Genomic DNA, 22,161 nt, shown 5'->3' on the forward strand with positions numbered 1-22,161 from the left:
CGCACGGGGAAATTATGGCTACCCCGTGCGTCGCGATGAAGACATACGGCAGGAGCAGGCTCGCCACCTAAATCGTGCGACGGGCCTCGATGGCGCGCCCAAGCGTAAGCTCGTCGGCATACTCCAGGTCGCCGCCCACGGGAAGGCCGCTCGCCAGACGCGATACCTCAACGCCCAGCGGCTTGATAGTGCGGGCCAGGTAGCTCGCCGTGGTCTCGCCCTCGATATTGGGGTTGGTGGCGATGATGACCTCGTGGATGTCCTCGTGGCCCAAGCGTGCCAGCAGCTCACGAATGTGCAACTGCTCGGGACCAATCTTGTCCATGGGACTGATCACGCCGCCCAATACGTGGTAGAGACCGTGGTAGCTGCCCGTGCGCTCAATCGCCTGGACATCGCGCGGCTCGCCCACCACGCAAATGCGAGTGGTATCGCGCATCGAATCCTGGCAGATGGAGCACTCGTCGGCCGTGGCGTAGTTAAAGCAGCGGCTGCAAAAGTGAACCTCCTGCTTAACCTCCAGGATGGCCTCGGCCAGGCGGCGCGCCTCCTCGGCATCGGCCTCGAGCAGGTAATAGGCGATGCGCTGGGCCGACTTGGGACCAATGCCCGGCAGACGGCCCAGCTCATCGAGCAGTTTTTGCAGACTGTGATTCGCACTCATATATATGCGTGTCTTAGAACGGCATGCCCGGGATGTTGAGGCCGCCGGTGATGGCGCCCATCTGCTTGTTGGCGAGCTCGTTGACGCCGCGAACGGCCTCGTTGACGGCAGCCATGATCATGTCCTGCAGCATATCGACGTCCTCGGGATCGAGCGCATCGGGATCGATGGTGAGGTTGACGAGTTCCATCTCGCCGTTGACGGTCACCTTGACCATGCCGCCGCCGGCGGAGGCGTCGACGGTCTGGGACTTGAGGTTCTCCTGCGCGGCGGCAAGCTGCTCCTGCATCTTGCGGGCCTGCTTCATCATCTGCTGCATGTTCATACCGGCCATGATGGCTCCTTTACGTGCGGCCGCACGCCGAGCTGCAAGGGCAGCCGGAGCACGGCGGGACTTTCAAACTCAAAAATCGTACCACGGCGCGGGGCAAGCAAGCGGGGCAGTCACGCTACCTCAGTCGATATACATGTCCTGGAGTGCAAACCGCACCCAAAGATTATGCGAAGTTGAATAATTCGCATCTGCATAATATTGAAAGCTAAATCTTGTAGAGCCGGAATCCGACATTTTCTGCGTACCACTAAATGGCTAAATGCCGAACCGCTGCTCGAGGCGGCGCTCATGATAGCAGGGTATAATTTGATTGTCACAGACAGCAATTTGGAGGTGCCCCCATGAATGCCCCCGACGCGCTCCAAAACATCCGCTCAAAACACCCCGTTGCATATGTGGTTCTCTATCTCTTTGTCGGCTGGGCATTACTGGTTGTCATCACCCATGCTATAGCCTTTGGAGCAGAACTGCTGATAGCCAGCTCGGACCAGCCCGTCGTCAAATGGGAAGCGACCGATGAGTGCACCGACGGGACCCGGACCGTTTACTACAACAGCCCGTCCCTTTACCAAGAGCTCAAGGTCAAGATAAAAGATTCCAAGATTGTTGATGCCGAGCCAGGCTCTTTTTTGACAATCGGAGCAGTTGCCAACGACATGCAAGTCGAGTACACAGACAGTCGTGCGACGTATCGTGTCGACCTCAGCACCCTAGGCCGACCGTCACGCATCTGCCTGCTCGAATGCGAGACACGCGGCACCACGCTACACATGTCCGAAATTCAAATGCGCCCGGATAAAGAGCCCCTAAAGGGCTAGGGGTCCTAAGCCCAGCAAGCGATTCTCAACAGTAAAACGACAGCCCACCGGTTGTTTCTTTCCAGCGTTTGCAAATCAGCGCATGGTTAGATGAAACAAACTGCATGATATCGCGTAAATCCCGAGCAGGAATATCGCCCTTGTTATGGGCCAGCTTGCATCCGCCGGAGCGGGTAAGCCATATCTTGGTCGCCTCGGCGGTGGGGCGCTTGACCGCGATATGAACATGGACGGGCTCGCCGTTCTCCCCTGTCCAGAAAAAGATGATGTACGGCCCGAGTCGGAAAAGACTAGGCATAGACCCGTCCGCCTTCGTAAGCAAAACGCAGGATGAGCGGGGCATTGTTGCGTACAAAATCATCGAGTTCTTTGAGGTCTGCTTCGCTAAAGCCCTCGTGCGACACCCAATTGAATGCCGGCAAGATGCACTCCGCCGTGTCAAAACCCCAATCGCGTGGGCGCTCCACAACGACCTTCACCGTATTGTCCTCACGGACTTCGGAATACGAAACCTGCGTATCGTCCTCAAGGCGGACATATTCCCACATCATAAGCTCGCTCCGTTCAAAGACGTCTCTTCTTGAGCAGTATACCCGCCTGTACAGCTACTCCACCGGTTTGAAGATGGTGGACTGACCGAAGACGCTGCGGATGAGGGCTTTGGCCTCGTCCTCGGTCTGCGGGATGCATGGGGCTGTGCCCTGATGGCCGAAGGGACTGCCCGCGCCGGGGTTGGACTCCCAGGGAGCTGCAGGAGCGTCCTCCTCTTTGGGGGCAGTTGCAGCGGGCTTGGGCGCGGGCGTCGCACCCGGCACGTCGAACGGAGGCAGATCGTCCCCGCTCGCATCGCCTGCAAAGCCGCCGACCATGGCGTCATCGTAGGGCACCTGCTCGGATTCCCATGGCGCAGACGGCGCGGCGGGCTGAGCCTTGGGAGCGGACGCGCGCTCGGGCGCTCGGGGCGCGGGCTCGGTCGGGAGCTTGCCCGTGGCAGGAGCGCCGGCGGGGTTGTCGGAGCGCAGCCAGGGGGCTTTGCCCAGGTCAGACGACTTGGGCGCGGGCGAGGCAGGCTTGGGCGCGGGTGTCGGAGCAGCCGGTTTGGCCATGACGGGCTTAGGCGCCGACGGGGTCGGCGCCGCTATCGGTGCTGCTTTTGGCTGCGTCGCGCTGGCGCTCGAGGATGCAGGGGCCGCCGAGGACACGGGTTGCGGGTCCGCAGATACCGCAGCCCGTGCAGATGGAGAATGCTCCTCATGTTGAGGAGCCGGCGTGCCACCCCCATCCAGGACATAGTCGACGGTACGACGACCGAAGACCGCACTGACTGTCGGCAGGACCACCGACTGCGTGTCGGCGCGTCCAAGCATCTTGATGGCAAAGGTCGAGCCCGCGGGGAACGAGACCGTGAGCCTGGAGCCGTCGTCAGCCGTGGCGCGGGCATTGAGCAAAAGCCCCGCGTAGGAAGCCTGACGCGCCTTGACACGCTCGACAACCTCGGCCCATTTGCGCTGCAGCTCTCCGGCATCCTCGACCGCGGGCGTCTCGGCAGTACCGGCGGCGGCAACCTGGGCGGCATTGTTGGACTGGGGCTTAGGTGCCGGAGCGGTGGCAGGCGCGGGAGCCGCAACGGGCTGAGGCGTCGGAGTCGGCGCAGGCTGAGGTGCAGGCGCTGCAGGCTTGGAAGCTGACACGGACGCAGAACGGGACGCAGGCTGGGCAGCCGGAACAGCAGCACCACGGTCCCAAGGCATACCGCCCTGGCGCGCGGACGTAGCAGCGGGGGCAGCGGATGCCGCCGGAGCGGCAGCACGAGCGCCCGAAATTAGCGTCGGCTGTTGGGCAGCAGCGGGTACGGATGCTGCAGGCGCGGCGGCCTGAGCAGCAGCCACGCTCGCCGGCACGGCGCCGTTGGCAACCATGGCCTCCAGACGCGCCACGCGCTCGGCCAATGCCTCAATCGTTAAATCAGCCTCGGGACGTGCCAGACGCGTGCAGGCGATCTCGAGCACCAGGCGCACGTCGCTCGCGCCCCTCATCTCCAGTGCGGCATCGTCGAGCACCGTCAGCACGCGGGCCAGGCGGTCGGCAGGATGCTCGCCAAAGGCAGCGGCCTCGGCAGCAAGCGCCTCGGCCTGCTCGGAGCCGCCCTCAAACAGCTCGGCACGGGCACCGGCAACGCAGGCAACGTACACGTCACGCACATGCGCTACCAGGTCGCGCGTCAGCTCCAGCAGGTCGTTTCCTTCCTCGACCTGCGCACGGATCAGTCCATAAAGCTCGGCAACATCGCGATCGGCAATGGCGCGGGAAAACTCGCCCAGAATCTGGTCCGAAACCTCGCCTAAAAGCGAGCGGGCATCGTCCGCATGCACAGAACCGTTGCCAAAAACGCTCAGCTGCTCCAGCGTGGAGAGCGCGTCGCGCATGCCGCCCTTGGCATGGCGCGCCACGATGGCGAGCGCCTCGTCGTCGTAATCGAAGCCCTCCTGCTCGCATACATATGCCAGGCGATGCTCAATATCCTCGTTGCCGATGCGATGGAAATCGAAACGCTGGCAGCGCGAGAGGATGGTCTCCAGAATCTTTTGCGGGTCGGTGGTGCACAGCACAAAGATCACGTGTGCCGGCGGCTCCTCAAGCGTCTTGAGCAGCGCGTTGAACGCCGCCGTCGTGAGCATGTGGACCTCGTCGATGATATAGATCTTGTACTTGCCGCGCACCGGGGCAAAGTTGACGGAGTTGATGATCTCCTCGCGCACGTTGTCCACGCCGGTACGGCTTGCGGCATCGAGCTCGTAGACATCGGGGTGGTTGCCCTCGGCAATGAGCTCGCACTCCTCGCAAGTACCGTCGGGCATGCAGCCGCTTGCACCCTCGGCGCGCGCCGCCTCGGCATTGCGGCACAGCAGCGCCTTGGCAAGGATGCGCGCCATGGTGGTCTTGCCCGTGCCGCGCGGTCCGCAGAACAGGTAGGCGTGGGACAGGCGCCCCTCGGTGATGGCGTGCTCGAGCGTCGAGACGATATGCTGCTGGCCCACCACGGAGTCAAAGGTGAGCGGGCGATACTTTCGGTACAACGATTCCATGGGTGCTCCCCCGGGTATACTGAGACTTGTTGCCGCGACGGCCATGCGGTCGCACGGCATACTGCATTCATAATAACCCGTACGGCGAGCCCGCCGCGATAGGAGTCCAAAGAGCATGGCAGACGCAGAGAGCAACCTCATTCCCTCCGAAGCAGCCGACCAGGTCGAGGTCGCGCTCGAGGCGCAGGCCGCGGCCGATGACGGCATTCTGTACCTCAACGAGTATCAGTACGAAAACGACCTCGTCACCGACTTCGCCCGCCTGGTCGCCTCGCCCAGGCGTCGCGGCTCGCTGTATGTCGCCGCGGCAATTGCCGCGCTCATCGGCATCGGCATGCTGGTGGCCGGCGGCAACTGGATCAAGTTTGGCGTCGTCTTGATCGTATTCGGCGCCTTTTTGGCCTGGTGGAGCAAAAACCTGCACCACACTCTCGCCCGCGACTTTATCGACGCCGTCGAGGCCGACGAGTCCATGGGTGGCCGCTATCGCCGCGTCGCCGTCAACGAGGACGGCCTGATGGTTTGGGGCAAGAGCGGCAAGTCGCAGTTCTTCCCGTTTGAAAAGCTCGACCACGTGCTCGACGGCGAGCGCATCTTTGTGGCCATGTTCGCCGACCAGGGCGTGACGATCCCCAAGGACACCTTCGTCCGCGGCGATGCCGAGCAGTTCGGTTCCTTCCTTAAGGCGCGCATCAACAAAAAACTCCGCATCGAGACCAAGAAGAAGAAAATGAAGGCCGAGAAGGCCGCCGCCGAGGCCAAGCAGGGCGACAAGCCCCGGGAGACCAAGCGCAAGCAGAAGAAGAACAAGAAGAAGCGCTAAGGCCAAGCCAGACAGGCAACCTCGCATCCCGCTATCCTCCCCATGCACCCGAGCGTGCTACACTAGCAGCATCTATGCCACCGCGAACGGCTCGGCCCCGCGCCCGCCACTCGCAAACGAACTTTAAACGCACGAGGGTTGGCCATGCCGCTTTTCTCGCAACATACTGCCCGGTTCTCGCCGGACGTTCCTTTGGAGGGCACCAGCTCTCGCGAGCTGCTCAAGCGGTACCAGCCGCTCGAGACACTTGCGACCGGCGGTTTTGGCTCCATCGAGATCTGCCGCGACACGCACCTGCGCCGCCGCGTCGCCATTAAACGCATCCCCCTTATCAACGGTGCCGGCATACCCGCTAGCGACATCATGGATGTCCTGCGCGAGGCGCACACTGCCGCCATGCTTCAACATCCCAACATCGTGCAGGTCATCGACTTTACGCACGACACAGCCTATGCCTACCTGGTTATGGAATATGTCGATGGCATGTCGCTGGCCGAGTTTTTGCACCGCGCGGACGGCCACTCACTTACCTTTGACGAGGCCGCGGCCATTGCCGATGCCCTGGGCCAGGCGCTCACCTTCGCCCACAGTAATGGCGTACTCCACCTGGACATTAAGCCCGCCAACGTGCTCATCGACCACTCGGGCAATGTAAAGCTCACCGACTTTGGCATGGCGCGACTGTCGTCTGCCGGTGGCTTTGGCGGCTCACGCGGCGGCACCATCGGCTACATGCCGCCCGAGCAGCTCGATATCGAGACCGGCACGGTCGACGAGCGCGCCGATGTCTTTGCCCTCGCCTGTGTGATCTACGAGGGCCTGTGCGGCAGCGCTCCCTTTATGGCGGCCACGCCCGCCGACTCGCTCGGCCGCATCATCGGCGGCGCCACCTATCCCAGCGAGCTGATACCACACTTTCCCCCGGGAGCCGAGGCCGCGCTCATGAGCGCGCTCTCCCCCATGCCGCAGGACCGCCCCAACAGCATCGAGGCATTTTGTGACCAGCTGCTCGCCGGCTTGGGCAGCGTGCGCGAGGGCCGTCGCAGCCTGGAGCAGATGGTGGGCGAGCTGTCGGATGACGAGCGCGCGGCAGACGGTATCGAGTCATCGACCTACGAGGACGACGCCATCGAGGTCGACCCCGCACTCGGCTGGGCGGGCACGCGCTGGAGCCATGCGCGCGACTACACCATGCGCGCTATCTCGGCGCTAACGTGCGGCACCTTTAGCTTTTTGCTGATGCAAACGGCCGGGGTCGCGGCGCTTCCCGGCCTGGTCATTGCGGCCATCGCGATTGGGGCGGCCGCCGGCCTGGCCCCCCAGATTGGCTCGGCCATCTCGGCTGTGGGCTTTTTGGTGCTCATGGCAAACGCCACCATGCAGGCACAGGGCATCCTGTCGATGCTGCCCGTCGCGGTGCTCTTTGCCGCCACCATGTCCGGATGGTGGATCGCCTGGGGCCGCACCGAGGCCGCCGCGAGCGCCGCGCTCACCTGCGCGGTGGCACTTGGCTGTCTAACGGGCGACGCCCTCCTTGCCGCCGGGGTTGCCGCCGGCATCGCGGCCTTTTGGCTCGGCCCGGCAAGCGCCGCGGCAGCCACGGGGATGGGCGCGCTTTTTGGCCGCCTGGCTACGGTTGCGCTTTCCGCCGGAGGCGTGCTGGGGCTCGGCAATGTTGCCGCGGCGCTGGGAGACATGCTCTTCTGGGCTGCCGTTGTGCTCGTCGCGGCGACAGCCGCACTGACATCTCTGCTGCTCAACGCCCATGCCAAGCGTGCCGAGCAGGGCTCGAACCTGACTGCAATCGCCGCCATCGCCGGCTGCGGAATAGGCTCCGCGGTGTCGCTCTGTCTTGCACACCATATGGAAATTGCCAGCCTTGCGGCCGCGGTCGTCGTCAAGGCAGCGGTTGCGGGAACCCTATCCTCTATAATCGTTGGGATATGCCTATATTTGCTCGGATACCAAAGAACCTATACGGAGAGTGATCTTTCGTGAACTTCCTGAACATCTTCGAGGACCACGTGGCCGGCATCTTCGGTGCCACCCGTGCCCCGTTCTCCTTTAAGAAGCTTGCCAAGCAGGCCGCTCGCGACATGGAGGATCAGACTCTGGTGATCAATGGCGTCAACACGGCGCCGGCACTCTATACCATCCTGATCGCCGCCGACGACGACCCCATGCTCGCCCCGTTCTACCCCGAGCTTTCGCGCGAGGTCCGCGAGTTCGTGAAGGCGCAGGCCGAAAAGCGCCGTTATGTCTTTGTCGGCGAGCCCCTCGTGCGCTTTATGATCGATCCGCAGCTGCGTGCCGGCAAGTTCTCGGTCTTTGCCGAGAACGTCGATGCCCCCACGCTCGGCCGCCTGTACGAAGAAGAGCGCGCCTATCAAAACGGTCTGGGCCAAAACAACTCCGCGGCAAGCCGTGCCGCCAGCGCCCCGCGCGCCGGCCAGCAGCAGTTTGCTGCCCCGCAGCAGCAGCGCCCCGCCGCCATGCCCCAGCAGCAGCCGACGCCTCGCGCCGCCGCTCCCGACCCGCTTGCCGTAGCAGATCCCTTCGCGCCTAGCGTCCCCGACCCCGCCGCTCCTATCCCGGTGCCGCAGACCGTCTCGCGCGACGCGCTTGCCGGCATGGGCGGAGCCGCCGCGACCGGTGCCGCCGTGGGCCTAGGCGCCGCAGCCGGCATCGCCTCCAACATGGCAAGCACTCGCGCCCCGCAGCGCCCGCTCGCCCAGCTCGTCGACGTCGTGAGCGGCGAGAGCCATAGCATCACCTCCGCACAGGTGACTATCGGTCGCGAGCGCTCAGTTTCCGATATTGCCCTGCGCGACCCCAACGTGTCGCGCCGCCACGCCCAGCTCACCTTTACGGGCTCGGATTGGTCGATCGAGGACCTCAATTCCACCAACGGCACACTCGTCAACAACCGCCGCATTACGCGCTGCCCGCTGCGCAACGGCGATCTGCTGACGTTTGGCCTGAGCACCTTTGAATTTAGGGGATAGTCGCTTATGAACATCGATATCGTCCTTTTTGCAGGCCGCATCGTCCTGGTCGCCCTGCTCTATATCTTCCTGTTCGCCGTCATGAAGACCGGTGTGGGGCTTGTGCGCGGACAGCGCCGCGACTCGGCTATCTGGACGATCGATGTGGACAAGGGTCCGCGCGGCATCCGCGGCATCCACGTAGATATGCTCGGCCCCGTCATCGTCGGTCGCTCGCCATCTTCGGACATCTGCATCAACGAGCCATTCGTCTCGGCCTCGCATGCGCGCTTTTCGCTGCAGGGCCCGGCGCTCATCATCGAGGACCTCAACTCGCTTAACGGCACGCTCGTCAACGGCCGCCAGCTTGTGGAGCCCGCAACACTGCGCGAGGGCGACGAAGTCCAGATTGGCGACGTGGTCATGAAGGTGAACCGTCGATGATCGACGAGGAGAACAAGTCCGCGACTATGACCGAGGCACCGGCCGCCGCCACAGCTGCGCCGGCCCACGCCGCTCCGGCGGACTCCGCACCCGTGGAACCCGAGGACACCGTGTTCTCCCTGCCTCTTTCGCATGTAACGCATGATATTTCGGATCTCGCCGATAACGAGGACGAAGAGGATGCCGTAGCGGCGCCCATCGGCGCACATGCTGCGGAACAGCCCACAGCGCCCGAAGCAACCCCGGCGCCGGCTCACTTTGCAGAGCCCGTCGCCGCGGCAATCAACGAGAGCGCTGCGGTGTTTGCGGCACCCGAGCCCGCCGCGCCGGCGTTTCCCATAGCCCCAGCATCCGAGGTTGCGCCCGCGTCTACGCCGGCGCCCGAGCCTATAGACGTCAGCCCGCAAGATGACGAGTCGACCGCCCGCGTTTCCGAGGAGCCCGACTCCCCGGACACCGGCGATTCCGAATCAAACGCCGAGACCGACACCGTCTCTCCCGGTGACACAGCCGAAATCGACGTTGCCGCCGTTGAGGCCAAGCTCAAAGACCCCGGCTCGACCATGAGCTTTGAGCCCCTGACCGAGGAGCGCATCGAGACCGACTCGACCTATGATGCCGGCACCACCACGCAACTCATGTGGGGCGCCCGCTCCGACGTTGGCTGCGTACGCCCGCACAATGAGGATTCCTACCTGGTGCAGTCGCCGCTCTTTTGCGTATGCGACGGCATGGGTGGTCACGCTGCCGGCGAGGTAGCCTCTTCCATCGCCGTTGAGACTATTGCCAAGACGGCCCCGCAGTCCGCCGACGCCGCACGCCTGGCGGCAGCCGTCGAGGCCGCTAACGCCGCCGTAATCGAGGCCGCCTTGAATGGCCTGGGCAAGCCCGGCATGGGCTGCACAGCCACTTGCGCCTATATCGAAAACGATACGCTCGCCATCGCCCACGTGGGCGACTCGCGCGCCTACCTGCTCCACGAGGGCACGCTCATCCGCGTGACCCGCGACCACTCCTATGTGGAAGAACTCGTGGACGCCGGCGAGATTACGGCAGATGAGGCTCGCGTCCACCCCAACCGTTCGGTCATCACCCGTGCGCTGGGCTCGGACCCCGCCATGTATGCCGACCACTTCACTCTGCATATCGAGGAAGGCGACCGCCTGATCCTGTGCTCTGACGGCCTTTCGAGCATGATTCCCGATAGCGATATCGAGAACATCGCCACGCAGTCCTCAACCGCGCAAATCTGCGTCGACAACCTAGTGGACGCGGCGCTTGCCGCCGGCGGCCACGACAACGTGACCGTAGTAGTCGTTGACCTGGTTGACGATGGCGTTATGCGCGAGGCGCAACGCGTGCGTCGCCGCAACGTCACCATCGGCGTCGTCTTAGGTCTCGTCTTGGTGCTGGCGGCTTCCATCTGGGCCTACACGGGTGTCACCGGCTCGTACTACCTGGGTACCTACCAGGGCAATGTCGCCGTCTGGCGCGGCCTGCCCGGCAAGCCACTCGGACTCAAGCTCCACTGGCTCGAAAGCGAAACCAGTATTAAGCTGTCCGACCTGCCCGAAGACACGCAAAACCGCCTCAAGGCGGGCATTCCGCAAACAAGTGTCGACGATGCGCAGGACACCATTTCCAAGTACCGCCATCAGATTGACGAGGAGCAGACCCGTCAGGTGATTGACGCGCAAACGATTCGCGACAACACCGATCAGAAATCCACCTCCGAGTCAGATTCCGAGAAAACCGCCGAACAGTCAGCCGAGGCCGAAGCCTCCGATAAGAATTAGAAAGGGAGTGCCGCTTATGAGTCGCCGCAACACCGAACTGCTCTTGCTCATCGCCTCGGCGTTCCCCGTCATCCTGCTCTATGCGATGTACGTGCTCACCGCGGGTGCCACGATTTCCTTTGAGACGCTCGCCGTGCCGATCGGCCTCTTTGCCGCCTTCGCCGCGGCGCATATCGCCGTGCGCATCCTGGCGCCCGGCGCCGACCCCGCCATCCTGCCCATCGTCTTTGTGCTCTCGGGCATCGGCATCACATTCGTGACGCGCCTGGCCCCCGACCTCGCCATCTCGCAGCTCATCATCTTGTTTGTCTCGGTGGCGCTCATGGTGGGAACGCTCGCACTGGTCAAGAACCTCGACGTGGTCATGCGCTACAAGTACACCTTTGGCATTATCGGCATCATCCTGCTGATGCTGCCGATCTTTATCGGCACCACGATCTCGGGCTCCAAGCTGTGGATTCGCATCGCGGGCTTCACCATCCAGCCCGGCGAGTTCGCCAAGGTCTTCATCGTCCTGTTCCTGGCAGGCTATCTGGCCGAGAACCGCGAGCTACTCTCCATCTCCAACCGCAAGATCCTGGGCCTCAAGATTCCGCGCTTCCGCCTGCTGCTGCCGCTGTTTGCCGTGTGGGGCGTGTGCCTGCTCATCGTCGTCTTCGAACGCGACCTGGGCTCGGCCGTCCTGTTCTACACCATCTTTTTGCTGATGCTCTATGTTGCCACGGGACGCTTTTCGTACGTCATCATCGGCCTTGCGCTGCTGGCCGTTGGAGCCGTGGGCGCCTACAAGTTCCTGTCGCACGTGCAGGTGCGCTTTCAGGTCTGGGTCGATCCGTTTAAGGACGCCCAGGGCCAGGGCTACCAGATCGTACAGTCACTTTACTCGCTGGCTGACGGTGGCCTGGTTGGCGTCGGCATTGGCAACGGCATGGCAAACAACATCCCCGTCGTCGAGTCCGACTTTATCTTCTCGGCTATCGGCGAGGAAATGGGCCTTTTGGGCGGCGGCGCCGTGCTCATCCTGTTTATGCTCTTTGCCGTTCGCGGCCTGACCACAGCTGCCCGCGCTAAATCCGACCTCGCCGCCTTTAGCGCCACGGGCCTTACGGCCGCCATCAGCTTCCAGGCCTTCTTGATCGTGGGCGGCGTTACCCGCCTGATCCCGCTAACCGGCGTCACCCTGCCCTTTATGAGCCAGGGCGGTTCCTCGCTGCTGGCAAGCTTTATCATCGTCGCGCTCCTGCTGCGCGCCGGTGACGAAGCGACCGGACGCGAGGCCGAGCTTACCGGCACCGGCACCATGGCCGCCATCACCGATGATCAGGTCGCATCTGCCGCCGCCCCGACGGGCACGCGCTTTGCCACCTCGTCTTCCTACGGTAGCGGCAGTCATTCCGTCGGCTCGCGCATGCGCCGTCGCCTGCTCGACACGCCTGAATCCGGCGTGCTCGGCCGCGTTGCGCTCGCCAACCGTCTAACCCGTGCGGTGCTCGCCTTTACGGCGCTGTTCGCCATCCTTATCGGCAACCTCACCTATGTCCAGGTCATTAAGGCCAAGGACTATCAGGACATGCCGACCAACAACCACACCATCGCCCGCTCCAAGTACATCCAGCGCGGTTCCATCATCACGTCCGACGGCGTGACGCTGGCCGAGTCGCTGCAGCAGGAGGACGGCACCTACGTACGCTCCTACCCCAACGGCAACCTGGCAGCGCACGTGGTTGGCTACGTGAGCCAGCAGTATGGCACCACCGCCATCGAGAGCGTCATGAACGACACGCTCACCGGCTCCAAGGATTACTCCAGCTGGAACAACGCCATCGCGTCGCTCGCGGGCCAGACCCAGCCGGGCAACACCGCCAAGCTCACCATTGACTCGCGTATCCAGACGGCGGCCGAGCAGGCGCTCAAGGGCTTTAAGGGCGCTGTAGTGGTCATCGACCCGCGTACCGGCGCGGTGCTCGCATGTGCCAGCTCGCCCACCTACGACAACACCAACATCGACGCCCTGCTGCAGGCGGGCGGCGGCGAGGACGGCTCTATGTACAATCGCGCCATGGACGCGCTGTACACGCCGGGCTCCACGTTTAAGGTCGTTACGCTTTCCGCGGCACTCGAGACCGGCACCGCCAGCCTTACCAGCACCTACCAGGCGCCCGGCTCCATGGACATCGGCAACGCGCCGGTCACCAACTATGCCAACGAGAGCTACGGCACCATCAGCCTGCAGCAGGCCTTTGCCGTGTCTTCCAACGTCGTCTTTGGCCAGGTGGCAAACGAAGTTGGCGCAAACACGCTCGTGCAGTTTGCCAACGCCTTTGGCTACGGCCAAAAGCTCGGCCAGGACCTGACCTCCGCGGCCTCCATCATGGCCGACCCGTCGCTCATGACCGAGTGGGAGACCGCCTGGGCCGGCGCCGGCCAGCCTGTCGGCATGGACCACACGCCCGGGCCGCAGACCACCGTCATGCAAAACGCCGTGATTGCCGCCGCCATCGCTAACAGTGGCGTGGTCATGGACCCGTACTTTGTAGCTCAGGTACTCGCCCCGGACGGAACTGTGGTCAAGACCACGCAGCCCCGCTCGCTGGGTCAGGCCGTCAGCTCCGCCACGGCCGACCAGGTCAAGCAGGTCATGCTCGCCGTCGTCCAGTCCGGTACTGGCACCGATGCCCAGGTCCCCGGCGTCAAGGTCGCCGGCAAGACCGGCTCGGCCGAGACCGGCGGCACCAACGTCAACTCGATGTTCGTTGGCTTTGCGCCTTACGATTCACCCACGGTCGCCATCTCGGTGGCCTTGGAGGATTACGACAAGCATGACGTCAAGGCCGCCAAGATCGCCGGTATCGTCCTGACCGCGGCGCTTGCCGCACAGGGAGCGTGATGTCCATGATCGAATCGGACACCCAAGGCGCGCCGCGGCCGAAGAGTTAGCGGCAACGCGCCACACGGCCCCAGCGGCCACATCGTAGGTACTACACACATCGTTGAGCGAATAGTTATGTTAGGAGCAGGAATGGAACAGAGGGTCCTCGGGGGAAGATACCTCCTCAAGGATAAGGTGGGGACAGGCGGTATGGCGACCGTCTACCGTGCACAGGACCAGGTCCTCGACCGCACGGTAGCCGTCAAGATAATGCTGCCACAGTATGCTGGCGACGCAACCTTCGCCGCACGCTTTAAGCAGGAGGCCCAGGCAGCAGCCGGTCTCTCCTCCCCCTATATCGTGGGCGTCTACGATTGGGGCAAAGACGGCGACACCTATTACATCGTCATGGAGTACCTGCGCGGCACCGACCTTAAGAGCGGCATCAAGAGCCACGGCGCCCTCGACCCCAAGAAGGTCGCCCAGATCGGCTCGCAGATCAGCTCCGCGCTTTCGGTCGCCCACAAGCACGAGATCATCCACCGCGACATTAAGCCGCAGAACATCATGGTGCTGCCCGACGGCAACATCAAGGTGATGGACTTTGGCATCGCGCGCGCCAAGAACAGCCACCTCACGCAAGACAACAACGTGCTGGGAACCGCCCACTACGTCAGCCCCGAGCAGACCCGTGGTCAGGACCTCGGCCCCACCTCGGATATCTACTCGCTGGGCGTCGTGATGTATGAGTGCGCCACCGGCCGCGTTCCCTTTGACGGTGACGACGCTATCTCGGTCGCACTCAAGCAGGTCAACGAGCTGCCTATTCCACCGAGCCAGATCAACTCCGGTGTCGACGCCGACCTTGAGCGCATCATCCTCAAGTGCATGGAGAAGGACCCGGCAAACCGCTTCCAGACCGCCGACGAGCTTCGTCAGGTGCTCAACAGCTACCTGTCGGGCCGTGCCGTAAACATCTCGGAGCCCACACGCATCATCGGTGCCCCCGGTGAGTTGGGCGCCACCAAGACTCGCGAGCTTTCCGATCAGACGCGCGCTATGGTGCGTCCCGTCTCGGGCGTGAGCGGCCAGAATACCGCCCGTAGCTCGGTTTCGGGCTCCACCGGCTCCTACGAGGTCGAAAAGCCCAAATCCAACAAGAACAAGATCATCGCCGCCGTGGTGGCAGCCGTTGCCGTCATCGGCATCGTGGTGGCCTTTGCCACAGGACTCTTTGGCGGCGAGCAGGTCACCGTGCCCGATGTGCTGGGCAAGGACCAGCAGACTGCCGTCGAGCAGATCAAGGAAGCCGGCCTCGAGGTCGGCACCATCGACCAAAGCTACAACGACGATATCGACGAGGGCAAGGTCGCCGAGCAGACGCCCAACGGCAAAACCAAGAAGGCCAAGGGCACCAAGGTGAACCTGGTAATCTCCAAGGGCCCCAAGCCCTCCGAGAAGGTTGAGGTTCCCCAGCTTGTCGGCCTGACCAAGGACCAGGCAGAAGCCGCGCTGGCAAGCGTTGGCCTGAAGGGCAACGCCTCCGAGGAGGCCAACGAGGCCGATGAGGGCCAGGTCTTTGAGCAGGGCACCAAACCCGGTAAGGAAGTCGAGAAGGGCACGACCATCTCGTACAAGGTCTCCAGCGGTCCTGACACCACCTCCGTCCCCGATCTGACCGACATGACCGAGGCCCAGGCGCGCAACGCCCTCGATATGGCAGGCTTTGGCGTCGACGTGAGCTACCAGGAGAACGATTCGGTTACCGAGGGCACCGTGATTAGCTGGAACCCCAGCGGCAAGCAGAAGCCTGGCGCCACGATTACCGTCGTCATTGCCAAGAAGTCCGGCAAAGCCAGCGTTCCGGGCAACCTGTACGGCAAGAGCATCTCCGCCGCCGTTACCGCGCTCAACAACGCCGGGTTCTACAACATCGCATTCTGCGATCAGAACGGTAACCCCGTGAGCGGCAACGAAAACGCCACCGTTACGGGCGTCTCCCCCACCGGCAAGCAGTCTACCGACAGCACGATTACGCTGACGGTCGCACTTTCTGGCTCGGGTTCGGGTTCGGGCTCGGGCACGGGCGACGATTCCGGTACGGTCAACTAGTCGCCACCCCACCGCCCATTACGGCTCTCGCCGCAAACATATTCACTCACAGGCGCCCGCTTGCTCCCCCAGCAAGCGGGCGCTTCGTTTTTGACATGGCATGAACCAGAAGAGCCCGGCACCGTGGCGGTGTACCGGGCTCGATCAATCTCTGGTGCCCCCGGGCGAATTCAACCCCCCCGCGGGAAATTGGTGACGCGGGTGTCGACGGCTCGAACCCTGCCCTTAGACCAGAAGAGCCCGGCACCGTGGTGGTACCGGGCTCGGCAAATCTCTGGTGCCCCCGGGCGGATTCGAACCGTCGACACCCGCTTTAGGAGATATGATTTAATGCTACCCCCTACTATTCATCAAGCATCATTGAACACCATATAACCGCAGATAAACATAGCAGTTTGTGTCTTTTACCTCCGGTAGCTGCGCCTACGCTTTTACAAACATATTACTAACAGCTTTAGCTAAACTGCACTCAATGAATTGTTGAAAACTATTCAAAGAAACGGAGTGCAAAGATGTCAGAACAGCCACTAATTAGCGGAAGAGGCACGTGTTGGAAAGACAAGAGATCACCTAACACCTATCGCTATTATTTTTCCCTTGGGGTCAAGGACCCTAAGACAGGGCGTTACAAACGATCCCCAACTTATACGGTTCGTTGCAAGACTAAAACAGAAGCTAAGGCTGCAATGCAGGCCAAGCTGGCTGAAATCAACTCCTCTGGCACGATCACTAAAACTAAAAAGCCCACTTTGCTTGCGTCCTACTGCTGGGCCTTTCATGAAAATAGGGACACCGAGCTTGCGCCAACGAGCTATGAAAGAGAAGCGTACGATTGCAGGCATATCGAAGACCTATTCGGCGCGTTTCAGACAATTGAGGGGCTAACTCCCGATCTAATCGAAGAAACATATGCCGAAGCTCGTCGTACGGGAAAATACAAACCATCTGAGCTTGTACGAATCAATGCGAAACTGCGCCAGATTCTGTCGAATGCAGTCGCAAAGAGGATAATTGACCGAAACCCCTGCGCTACCGTTCATGTTCGCAGACCACGCAACAAAAGAGAATCACTGACAATCGAGCAAGTAGCTACCCTATGCACACATCTTCAACACATTGAGCTCACCGCCGAAGCTGTTGGTACGCTAGTACTAGTGTATACGGGTATGCGAAAAGGCGAGATGCTGGGCCTCGAATGGCGCGATTGGGACCCTGCCAATAAAACCTTGAAAATTGACAGGCAGTACACCAACGATCATGAACTGAGGGCACCCAAGTCACAAGAAAGCCAACGCAAAATCCCCGTTGGAGAAACCCTGGCCGAACGTCTTCAATCATGGTCAGCCATACAAAAAGAGCTCCTGGCCTCTCTGGGGCTGTCCCAGACTGGCAGCACTCCCATCATTAGCGATATTGCTGTCGAGCAAGGGGTCCCTACTGTCTGTCACATGAAGAACTACATCTTCAACCATTGGTTTCGCGATTTCGCAGTTAGCTGCAATCTTGGAATCTATGAGCCGAATAATTCGACTGGCGGAAAACTATATAAGGGCATCTGCCCGCATCAGCTCAGGCATTGCGTAAGCACTTTTATGCTGGCGAACGGATCGGACGTTAGAAGCGTGCAAGGTATTCTTGGCCACGCGGACCCCAATATCACGCTCAAAACGTATACAAGCCTCGTTCAACAATCAGAAATAAAAGCAGTTAAAGGCTACGAAGACTTCATCAACGCCTATATACAGAGAAGCGAGAAATAGCATGTTTTTCATTCATCGTTTTATTCATAATATTACGGTACTATAATACCGTTTCCGCAGGTAGATGCTATATTTGATTGACAACTAATGAGTTTTAATACATGCTAAAGCTGTCAGATGGCTACGCATGTAGTCATAGAAACCGGCCCCCCAAGTGCTTATGAACCTGGTAAGTCTTACAAGCACAGGGAGGGCCCTCATTGAAAGGATAGCTCATCATGGCTACTCCAAAGATTAGCACTCAGGCGTCCACACCGACTTTCCCCACTGGTGCCGCTCAGTGCGATCGGTTGCTCCGCGTTAACGATATCCGCGAACTCACTGGCTGGAGCGAAAACACCGCACGCAAATTCATGCGCGAGTCCGGCAAGCTCATCCAAATCCATCGCTCGAATTACATGTTTGAAAGCTCGTTTTATGAGCTTTTCAAGCAGCTTGAAGGTCGTACCGCCCACCTTGACTAGGTGGTAAACATGAGCGAGCTACCGTCAATTTCCGACATATTCAACGATGATGTTACCGAGCAACGAAAGATTATAGAGAAAATGGATAAAGCTATTTTTATTTCAGTGCCCGAGTGGGCGTGCTGCGTCACCACCGTTGCCGCCGAGCGTCTCATCCTCGGCCTCGTATGGAAGTTTGGAAAACCTTCCAAAAACAAACGGCCCATGGGCTTTTGCGCTAGAAGCAAATGGATTGAGGATCACTACCACTTGAGCAAGAACACGATATCCCGAGCCTATACTTCTCTAAAGGATAAGGGGTATATTCAAAAAACTGGTGATGGCAGCTGGATGCTTAATTACGCTGCAATCTACCGCGCCGCGATCGAAAACGCTTGGGAGCCCCCGAAATCTTAAGTCCACAGCCCGACTATCGACGTGGGCTTCTGTCAAACAACCGAGTTAAAAACCACTGAGCCAGAATCCGCTTCAATAGAAGAGGATTCTGGCTCAAATGATATCCGACCATTCACGCAGCATGTCTACCGCAATCTGGCAAGAATCGAGGACGGGGAAACCGTCATCGAGGTCGTGAAGGTCGGTAATCGCCAGGCGTCTACAAAAACATGCCGCGGATGTAAAATGAAGCAGGGTCGAACCGAAACAGTTCCCGGACAATTGGCGTCCGGCCAGACACTTCGATTCGACCCTTTCTCATACCTGCATCTAAAATACTCCCATAATCATTCTCGACATCTTTAACGCCATCACTCTCCCGCCACCAGCACGTCGTAGGTGCTATTTTCAACGAATCGATATGACCGCCCATTCATGTTCTTTAAGGCACGTGATACCATGAAAACGTGCGGTATTTCTCCAATCGAAAACCTGCGTGAACGTATGACTTGAGACGCTTTTAGAACTCACCAAGCGCAGGACAAACACAACTCAACAGCGGCCGCGTATTTGTTCCCAGCCGTACGGCATGGCGGAGCCATGCCCATTGTTGATTGGAGTGCCGCACGATGACAGACAACCCGAACGACAGAAAAATCAGCGAGACGCCCGGCGTGAAGGACGTCCTCGATGAGGCCGCCGAGCAGATTGAAAAGGCTTGGCGAGAGAAGCTGCTGCGCGAGACCGCCGATCTCAAGACCGAGAACGCGCTGCTCAGGGCCCAGCTCGACAAATTCAACCGCAAGCTCGCCGAGGCGACGGATCGGAATGAAAAAATTGAGGCCGACTGCAATGAGCGGATTGCCTTTATAGAGGAGAAGTTCGAACTCGATACCGCGAGTCTCGAACTCGAGAACAACGAGCTCCACGCCGCGGGCGTCAGGCACCTTTCCCGTGCTAAGGGGCTCGGCAGGCAGGTCGCCCAGCTCCACGCCGAGGCTGAGGCCATGGCCGATGAGATCGAGCGACTGCGCGGCGAGCGTGACGCTGCGTTGAAAGCCCAGGCCGAGCTGAGCGATGCGCTACTGGCCCAGCGCGACCTGATGGCCGAAGTCGCCGCCCTCAAGGACCGCCTCGCCGCCTCCGAGCGGCGGGCGACCGTGGCCGAGGCCAAGGTCGAGGTCATGACCAAGATGAGGGGCGAGTAGTCCCGCGCCCTTCCTGTCAGGTAACTGATTTCTAGAAACCTTCTAGAGCGCTTTTAGAAGGTTTCTAGAACCGGGCGCAGCATCTTCGATCGGCACGATGTCTCGGTAGATAAGGCGATGCCTGGTGTCGCACCATTTATCGCGATGGTAGTGACCGAAGAACCAGACGCGGTAGCCGAGCCGTCCGTCGAGCTCACCCAGGAAGGTTTGCAGCGGATCCCCGCGGTACTCATGTCCGCGTTCGCGACACAGCCCCTCAGCAAGGGCAGCCGGAGCCTCGTGAGTCACAACGTAGTCGACCTTCCAGCCCACGCGGTCGAGCGAGGAACGGCAGTGTTCCGTCTCTTTCTCGCTCGGCATCTCCTCAGGCCACCAGCTCCTCCCCTCCTTGCGATACTGCCTGTCGTTGCTCGCGGCGCCGCCCATGGCAAGGACTGTGAGCCCGTCGATATCGAACACCTCTCCGCGCATCAGGTGCAGCACGTGCGGTCGTGCCTCATGGACGAGCCCGCCGTTCCACTCCCGCACCGGCAGCCCGGCCAGGGCGTGGTGGTTCTCATGGTTGCCGTCTACGAAACACGTGGTCCAGGGCTTCGACTCGAACCAGTCGAGCCAATACCTCTCAGCATTCGAGCCGTCCCAGACAAAGCCGAAGTCGCCGGCCACGATCACCGCGTCATCGCGCGTCAGGGTCCGGCCCAGCGGCCAATTTTTGAATGCAAACCGGCTGGACCCGTACTCGGCCCTGCCGTGCACGTCGCCTGTCACATAGACCGTCATCAGTACGCACCCCACGGCAGGAGTTTGTCCCCGAGCCTCACGATCCGGTCATACAGCACCGTGTGCCGTTCGTCCGGATTGCCGTCTCGGTGAAAATGGCCGTAATACCAGCGCTTGTAGTCCAGGCGGTCCTCGAGCTCGTCGAGGAATCCGGTCAGCCGGTCCACATCGGGGCGTTCCCAGCCTGGGTCCGGGTAGAGCGTCGGCGAGAGCATGCGCGTGGCGCAGGTATGGGTGATGACGCAGTCGACCTTCCAGCCGACCTCGTCGAGCTTTGCCCGCGCGGCATCGAATTCGCGCTCATCCGGGAGCTCCTGAGGCCACCAGCTGGAATACGGCACGCGGTATTCCCTGTCCACGCTCGTGGCACCGCCCATGGTGAAGATTGTCGAACCGTCGAGCTCGAAGACCTCGCCGCGCGTCAGGCGCCGAATGGGCGAGGTGTCCGACAGGCGCTGCGTCAGCCCGCCATGCCACGGCTCCATGGGGCGCTCCTCCCAGTGATCGAAGCGCTCGTGGTTGCCGTCGACGAACAGTACCGTGTAGGGGCGCGATTCCAGCCAAGCGATGTCGGCGCATTCCTCGGCAGAAAAGCCCCACGGAAAGCCAAAGTCACCGGCAACGATGAGATAGTCGTCGCTGGTAAGACTGTCGCCAAGCTCCCAGTCGCGGAGCTTTTGCATGTCGAGCCCACCGTGGATGTCGCCCGTCACATAGACCGTCATCGGATCGCCTCTTCCCTCTTGTACGCCGCCAGCTCGCGCTCGACCTGCCTGTCGCCGGTCTCGTTGACCCACCAGGGCCATTTCACCCGGCCGCACGGCTCGTCGACTCCGGCGAACCATTCCCTCAGCTCATCGAGGCTCACCGGGGAGTGCCCGTTGGCATCGCAACCGACGTCGTAGCGCAGAAGGCCCTGCTTGCGGTTGAACTCGTTGTACGCGCCGCCGCTGCTGTGGATGTGCCCGTGGAGGTGCCACGATCCATGGCTCATGCCCTGCCAGTCGGCCATGGGGTAATGGCTCAGGACGATCTTCTGCCCGTCGATCTTGAGCACGCAGATCGGCGGCTCCACGGTGAAGGCGCCCGCGACCGCCGGCTGGGTCCAGTCCTTGTCGTGGTTTCCCGGGACGAGGTGGATGCGCCTGCAGGCGATCCGCTTGCGCAGCCCGTAGGCGTCCTGGGCGGTCATCTTGAATGAGAAATCCCCCAGGATGTAGAGCTCGTCGTCCACGGCAACCTTGCCGTTGATGTTGTCGACGATGGCGTCGTTCATCTGCCAAATCGTCTCCCACGGGCGGTCGGTGAACTTCAGCACGTTCTCATGCCCGAAGTGGGTGTCGCTGGTAAACCAGATCATATTTATGTCTCCTTTTATCGCTAAAAAACGTTCTCCTTCGAGGTCAGGAGACGTTTTATGAGCGACATGAGGTGCATATCCCTCATGTTTCAAGCTCCAATCTGCCGGATTTGCCCAACTAAAAGTTTACGCCCACGCGCCCACGCGCGAAGGTTGATTTCCGATCTCAGCCGAACACATTGAGCGAATAGGCCGTTCCCGCAGCTAGCCGAACGCCCCCGAGGTCCCATTCGGGCCCCCGGGTCGGCATTTTCCCAGTTGAAGGAACGGTGGAGATGTGTTTC

Annotated in this window: 20 protein-coding genes; 12 read left to right on the forward strand and 8 right to left on the reverse strand. The window is 61.2% G+C overall.

Annotated features, from left to right (window positions below):
- Positions 1-67 precede the first annotated feature (67 nt).
- Positions 68-664 (reverse strand): recombination mediator RecR, encoded by a 597-nt coding sequence (recR, locus tag DWV32_RS08905; protein WP_089573257.1) that lies wholly within the window; start codon positions 662-664, stop codon positions 68-70.
- A gap of 13 nt (positions 665-677) precedes the next feature.
- On the reverse strand, positions 678-998 hold the full coding sequence (locus DWV32_RS08910; protein WP_006235174.1) for a YbaB/EbfC family nucleoid-associated protein: 321 nt from the start codon (positions 996-998) through the stop codon (positions 678-680).
- A gap of 341 nt (positions 999-1,339) precedes the next feature.
- Between DWV32_RS08910 and DWV32_RS08915 the strand changes: the two genes are divergently transcribed.
- Positions 1,340-1,816: a hypothetical protein gene (locus DWV32_RS08915; RefSeq protein WP_117757923.1), complete on the forward strand. Its 477-nt coding sequence runs from the start codon at positions 1,340-1,342 to the stop codon at positions 1,814-1,816.
- A 25-nt stretch (positions 1,817-1,841) separates the two neighbouring features.
- Here the strand turns inward: DWV32_RS08915 and DWV32_RS08920 are convergent, their stop codons facing one another.
- Genes DWV32_RS08920 through dnaX form a run of 3 tightly spaced genes read right to left on the reverse strand, consistent with a single transcriptional unit; the run spans position 1,842 to position 4,902 of the window.
- Positions 1,842-2,114, reverse strand: a complete 273-nt coding sequence (locus DWV32_RS08920) for a DUF4160 domain-containing protein (protein ID WP_117757924.1) — start codon at positions 2,112-2,114, stop codon at positions 1,842-1,844.
- Positions 2,107-2,367, reverse strand: a complete 261-nt coding sequence (locus DWV32_RS08925) for a hypothetical protein (protein ID WP_099432547.1) — start codon at positions 2,365-2,367, stop codon at positions 2,107-2,109. Before DWV32_RS08925 ends, DWV32_RS08920 begins: the two co-directional genes overlap by 8 nt.
- 54 nt (positions 2,368-2,421) lie before the next feature.
- The gene (dnaX, locus tag DWV32_RS08930; protein WP_158566128.1) at positions 2,422-4,902 is read right to left on the reverse strand and encodes a DNA polymerase III subunit gamma/tau; all 2,481 of its coding nucleotides are present in this window, start codon (positions 4,900-4,902) and stop codon (positions 2,422-2,424) included.
- 115 nt (positions 4,903-5,017) lie between these two features.
- On the opposite strand from dnaX, the gene DWV32_RS08935 reads away from it, so the two are divergent.
- The 11 genes from DWV32_RS08935 (at position 5,018) to DWV32_RS08990 (ending at position 19,737) form a co-directional block, all read left to right on the forward strand.
- Positions 5,018-5,725, forward strand: a complete 708-nt coding sequence (locus DWV32_RS08935) for a hypothetical protein (RefSeq protein ID WP_117757926.1) — start codon at positions 5,018-5,020, stop codon at positions 5,723-5,725.
- Between the two features lie 144 nt (positions 5,726-5,869).
- Entirely contained in the window at positions 5,870-7,723 is a 1,854-nt protein-coding gene (locus tag DWV32_RS08940; RefSeq protein WP_117757927.1) for a serine/threonine-protein kinase, read from the forward strand.
- Positions 7,720-8,730 carry an FhaA domain-containing protein gene (locus tag DWV32_RS08945; RefSeq protein ID WP_070097545.1) on the forward strand — a complete coding sequence of 337 codons (1,011 nt, stop codon included), beginning with the start codon at positions 7,720-7,722 and terminating at the stop codon, positions 8,728-8,730. The genes DWV32_RS08940 and DWV32_RS08945 overlap by 4 nt, the downstream gene beginning before the upstream one ends.
- Before the next feature lie 6 nt (positions 8,731-8,736).
- Positions 8,737-9,153, forward strand: a complete 417-nt coding sequence (locus tag DWV32_RS08950) for an FHA domain-containing protein (protein WP_006235180.1) — start codon at positions 8,737-8,739, stop codon at positions 9,151-9,153.
- Entirely contained in the window at positions 9,150-10,949 is a 1,800-nt protein-coding gene (locus DWV32_RS08955) for a Stp1/IreP family PP2C-type Ser/Thr phosphatase (RefSeq protein ID WP_117757928.1), read from the forward strand. The genes DWV32_RS08950 and DWV32_RS08955 overlap by 4 nt, the downstream gene beginning before the upstream one ends.
- A gap of 16 nt (positions 10,950-10,965) precedes the next feature.
- Positions 10,966-13,836 (forward strand): FtsW/RodA/SpoVE family cell cycle protein, encoded by a 2,871-nt coding sequence (locus tag DWV32_RS08960; protein WP_117757929.1) that lies wholly within the window; start codon positions 10,966-10,968, stop codon positions 13,834-13,836.
- Positions 13,837-13,968: 132 nt separating this feature from the next.
- Positions 13,969-15,930 (forward strand): Stk1 family PASTA domain-containing Ser/Thr kinase, encoded by a 1,962-nt coding sequence (gene pknB, locus DWV32_RS08965; protein WP_117757930.1) that lies wholly within the window; start codon positions 13,969-13,971, stop codon positions 15,928-15,930.
- 512 nt (positions 15,931-16,442) lie between these two features.
- Positions 16,443-17,690 carry a tyrosine-type recombinase/integrase gene (locus DWV32_RS08970; protein ID WP_117640701.1) on the forward strand — a complete coding sequence of 416 codons (1,248 nt, stop codon included), beginning with the start codon at positions 16,443-16,445 and terminating at the stop codon, positions 17,688-17,690.
- 218 nt (positions 17,691-17,908) lie between these two features.
- Entirely contained in the window at positions 17,909-18,154 is a 246-nt protein-coding gene (locus DWV32_RS08975) for a hypothetical protein (protein WP_117640700.1), read from the forward strand.
- Between the two features lie 9 nt (positions 18,155-18,163).
- On the forward strand, positions 18,164-18,550 hold the full coding sequence (locus DWV32_RS08980) for a hypothetical protein (RefSeq protein WP_117629695.1): 387 nt from the start codon (positions 18,164-18,166) through the stop codon (positions 18,548-18,550).
- Positions 18,551-19,158: 608 nt separating this feature from the next.
- The gene (locus DWV32_RS08990) at positions 19,159-19,737 is read left to right on the forward strand and encodes a hypothetical protein (RefSeq protein WP_117757931.1); all 579 of its coding nucleotides are present in this window, start codon (positions 19,159-19,161) and stop codon (positions 19,735-19,737) included.
- Positions 19,738-19,779: 42 nt separating this feature from the next.
- Here DWV32_RS08990 and DWV32_RS08995 read toward each other — a convergent pair whose 3' ends face one another.
- Genes DWV32_RS08995 through DWV32_RS09005 form a run of 3 tightly spaced genes read right to left on the reverse strand, consistent with a single transcriptional unit; the run spans position 19,780 to position 21,877 of the window.
- Positions 19,780-20,517, reverse strand: a complete 738-nt coding sequence (locus DWV32_RS08995; protein WP_117757932.1) for a metallophosphoesterase — start codon at positions 20,515-20,517, stop codon at positions 19,780-19,782.
- Entirely contained in the window at positions 20,517-21,242 is a 726-nt protein-coding gene (locus tag DWV32_RS09000) for a metallophosphoesterase family protein (protein WP_117757933.1), read from the reverse strand. Before DWV32_RS09000 ends, DWV32_RS08995 begins: the two co-directional genes overlap by 1 nt.
- On the reverse strand, positions 21,239-21,877 hold the full coding sequence (locus tag DWV32_RS09005; protein WP_117757934.1) for a hypothetical protein: 639 nt from the start codon (positions 21,875-21,877) through the stop codon (positions 21,239-21,241). Before DWV32_RS09005 ends, DWV32_RS09000 begins: the two co-directional genes overlap by 4 nt.
- Positions 21,878-22,161: the final 284 nt, after the last annotated feature.

Origin of the sequence: Collinsella sp. AF04-24 (assembly GCF_003465685.1) — a bacterium.
Taxonomy (GTDB): domain Bacteria; phylum Actinomycetota; class Coriobacteriia; order Coriobacteriales; family Coriobacteriaceae; genus Collinsella; species Collinsella aerofaciens_AP.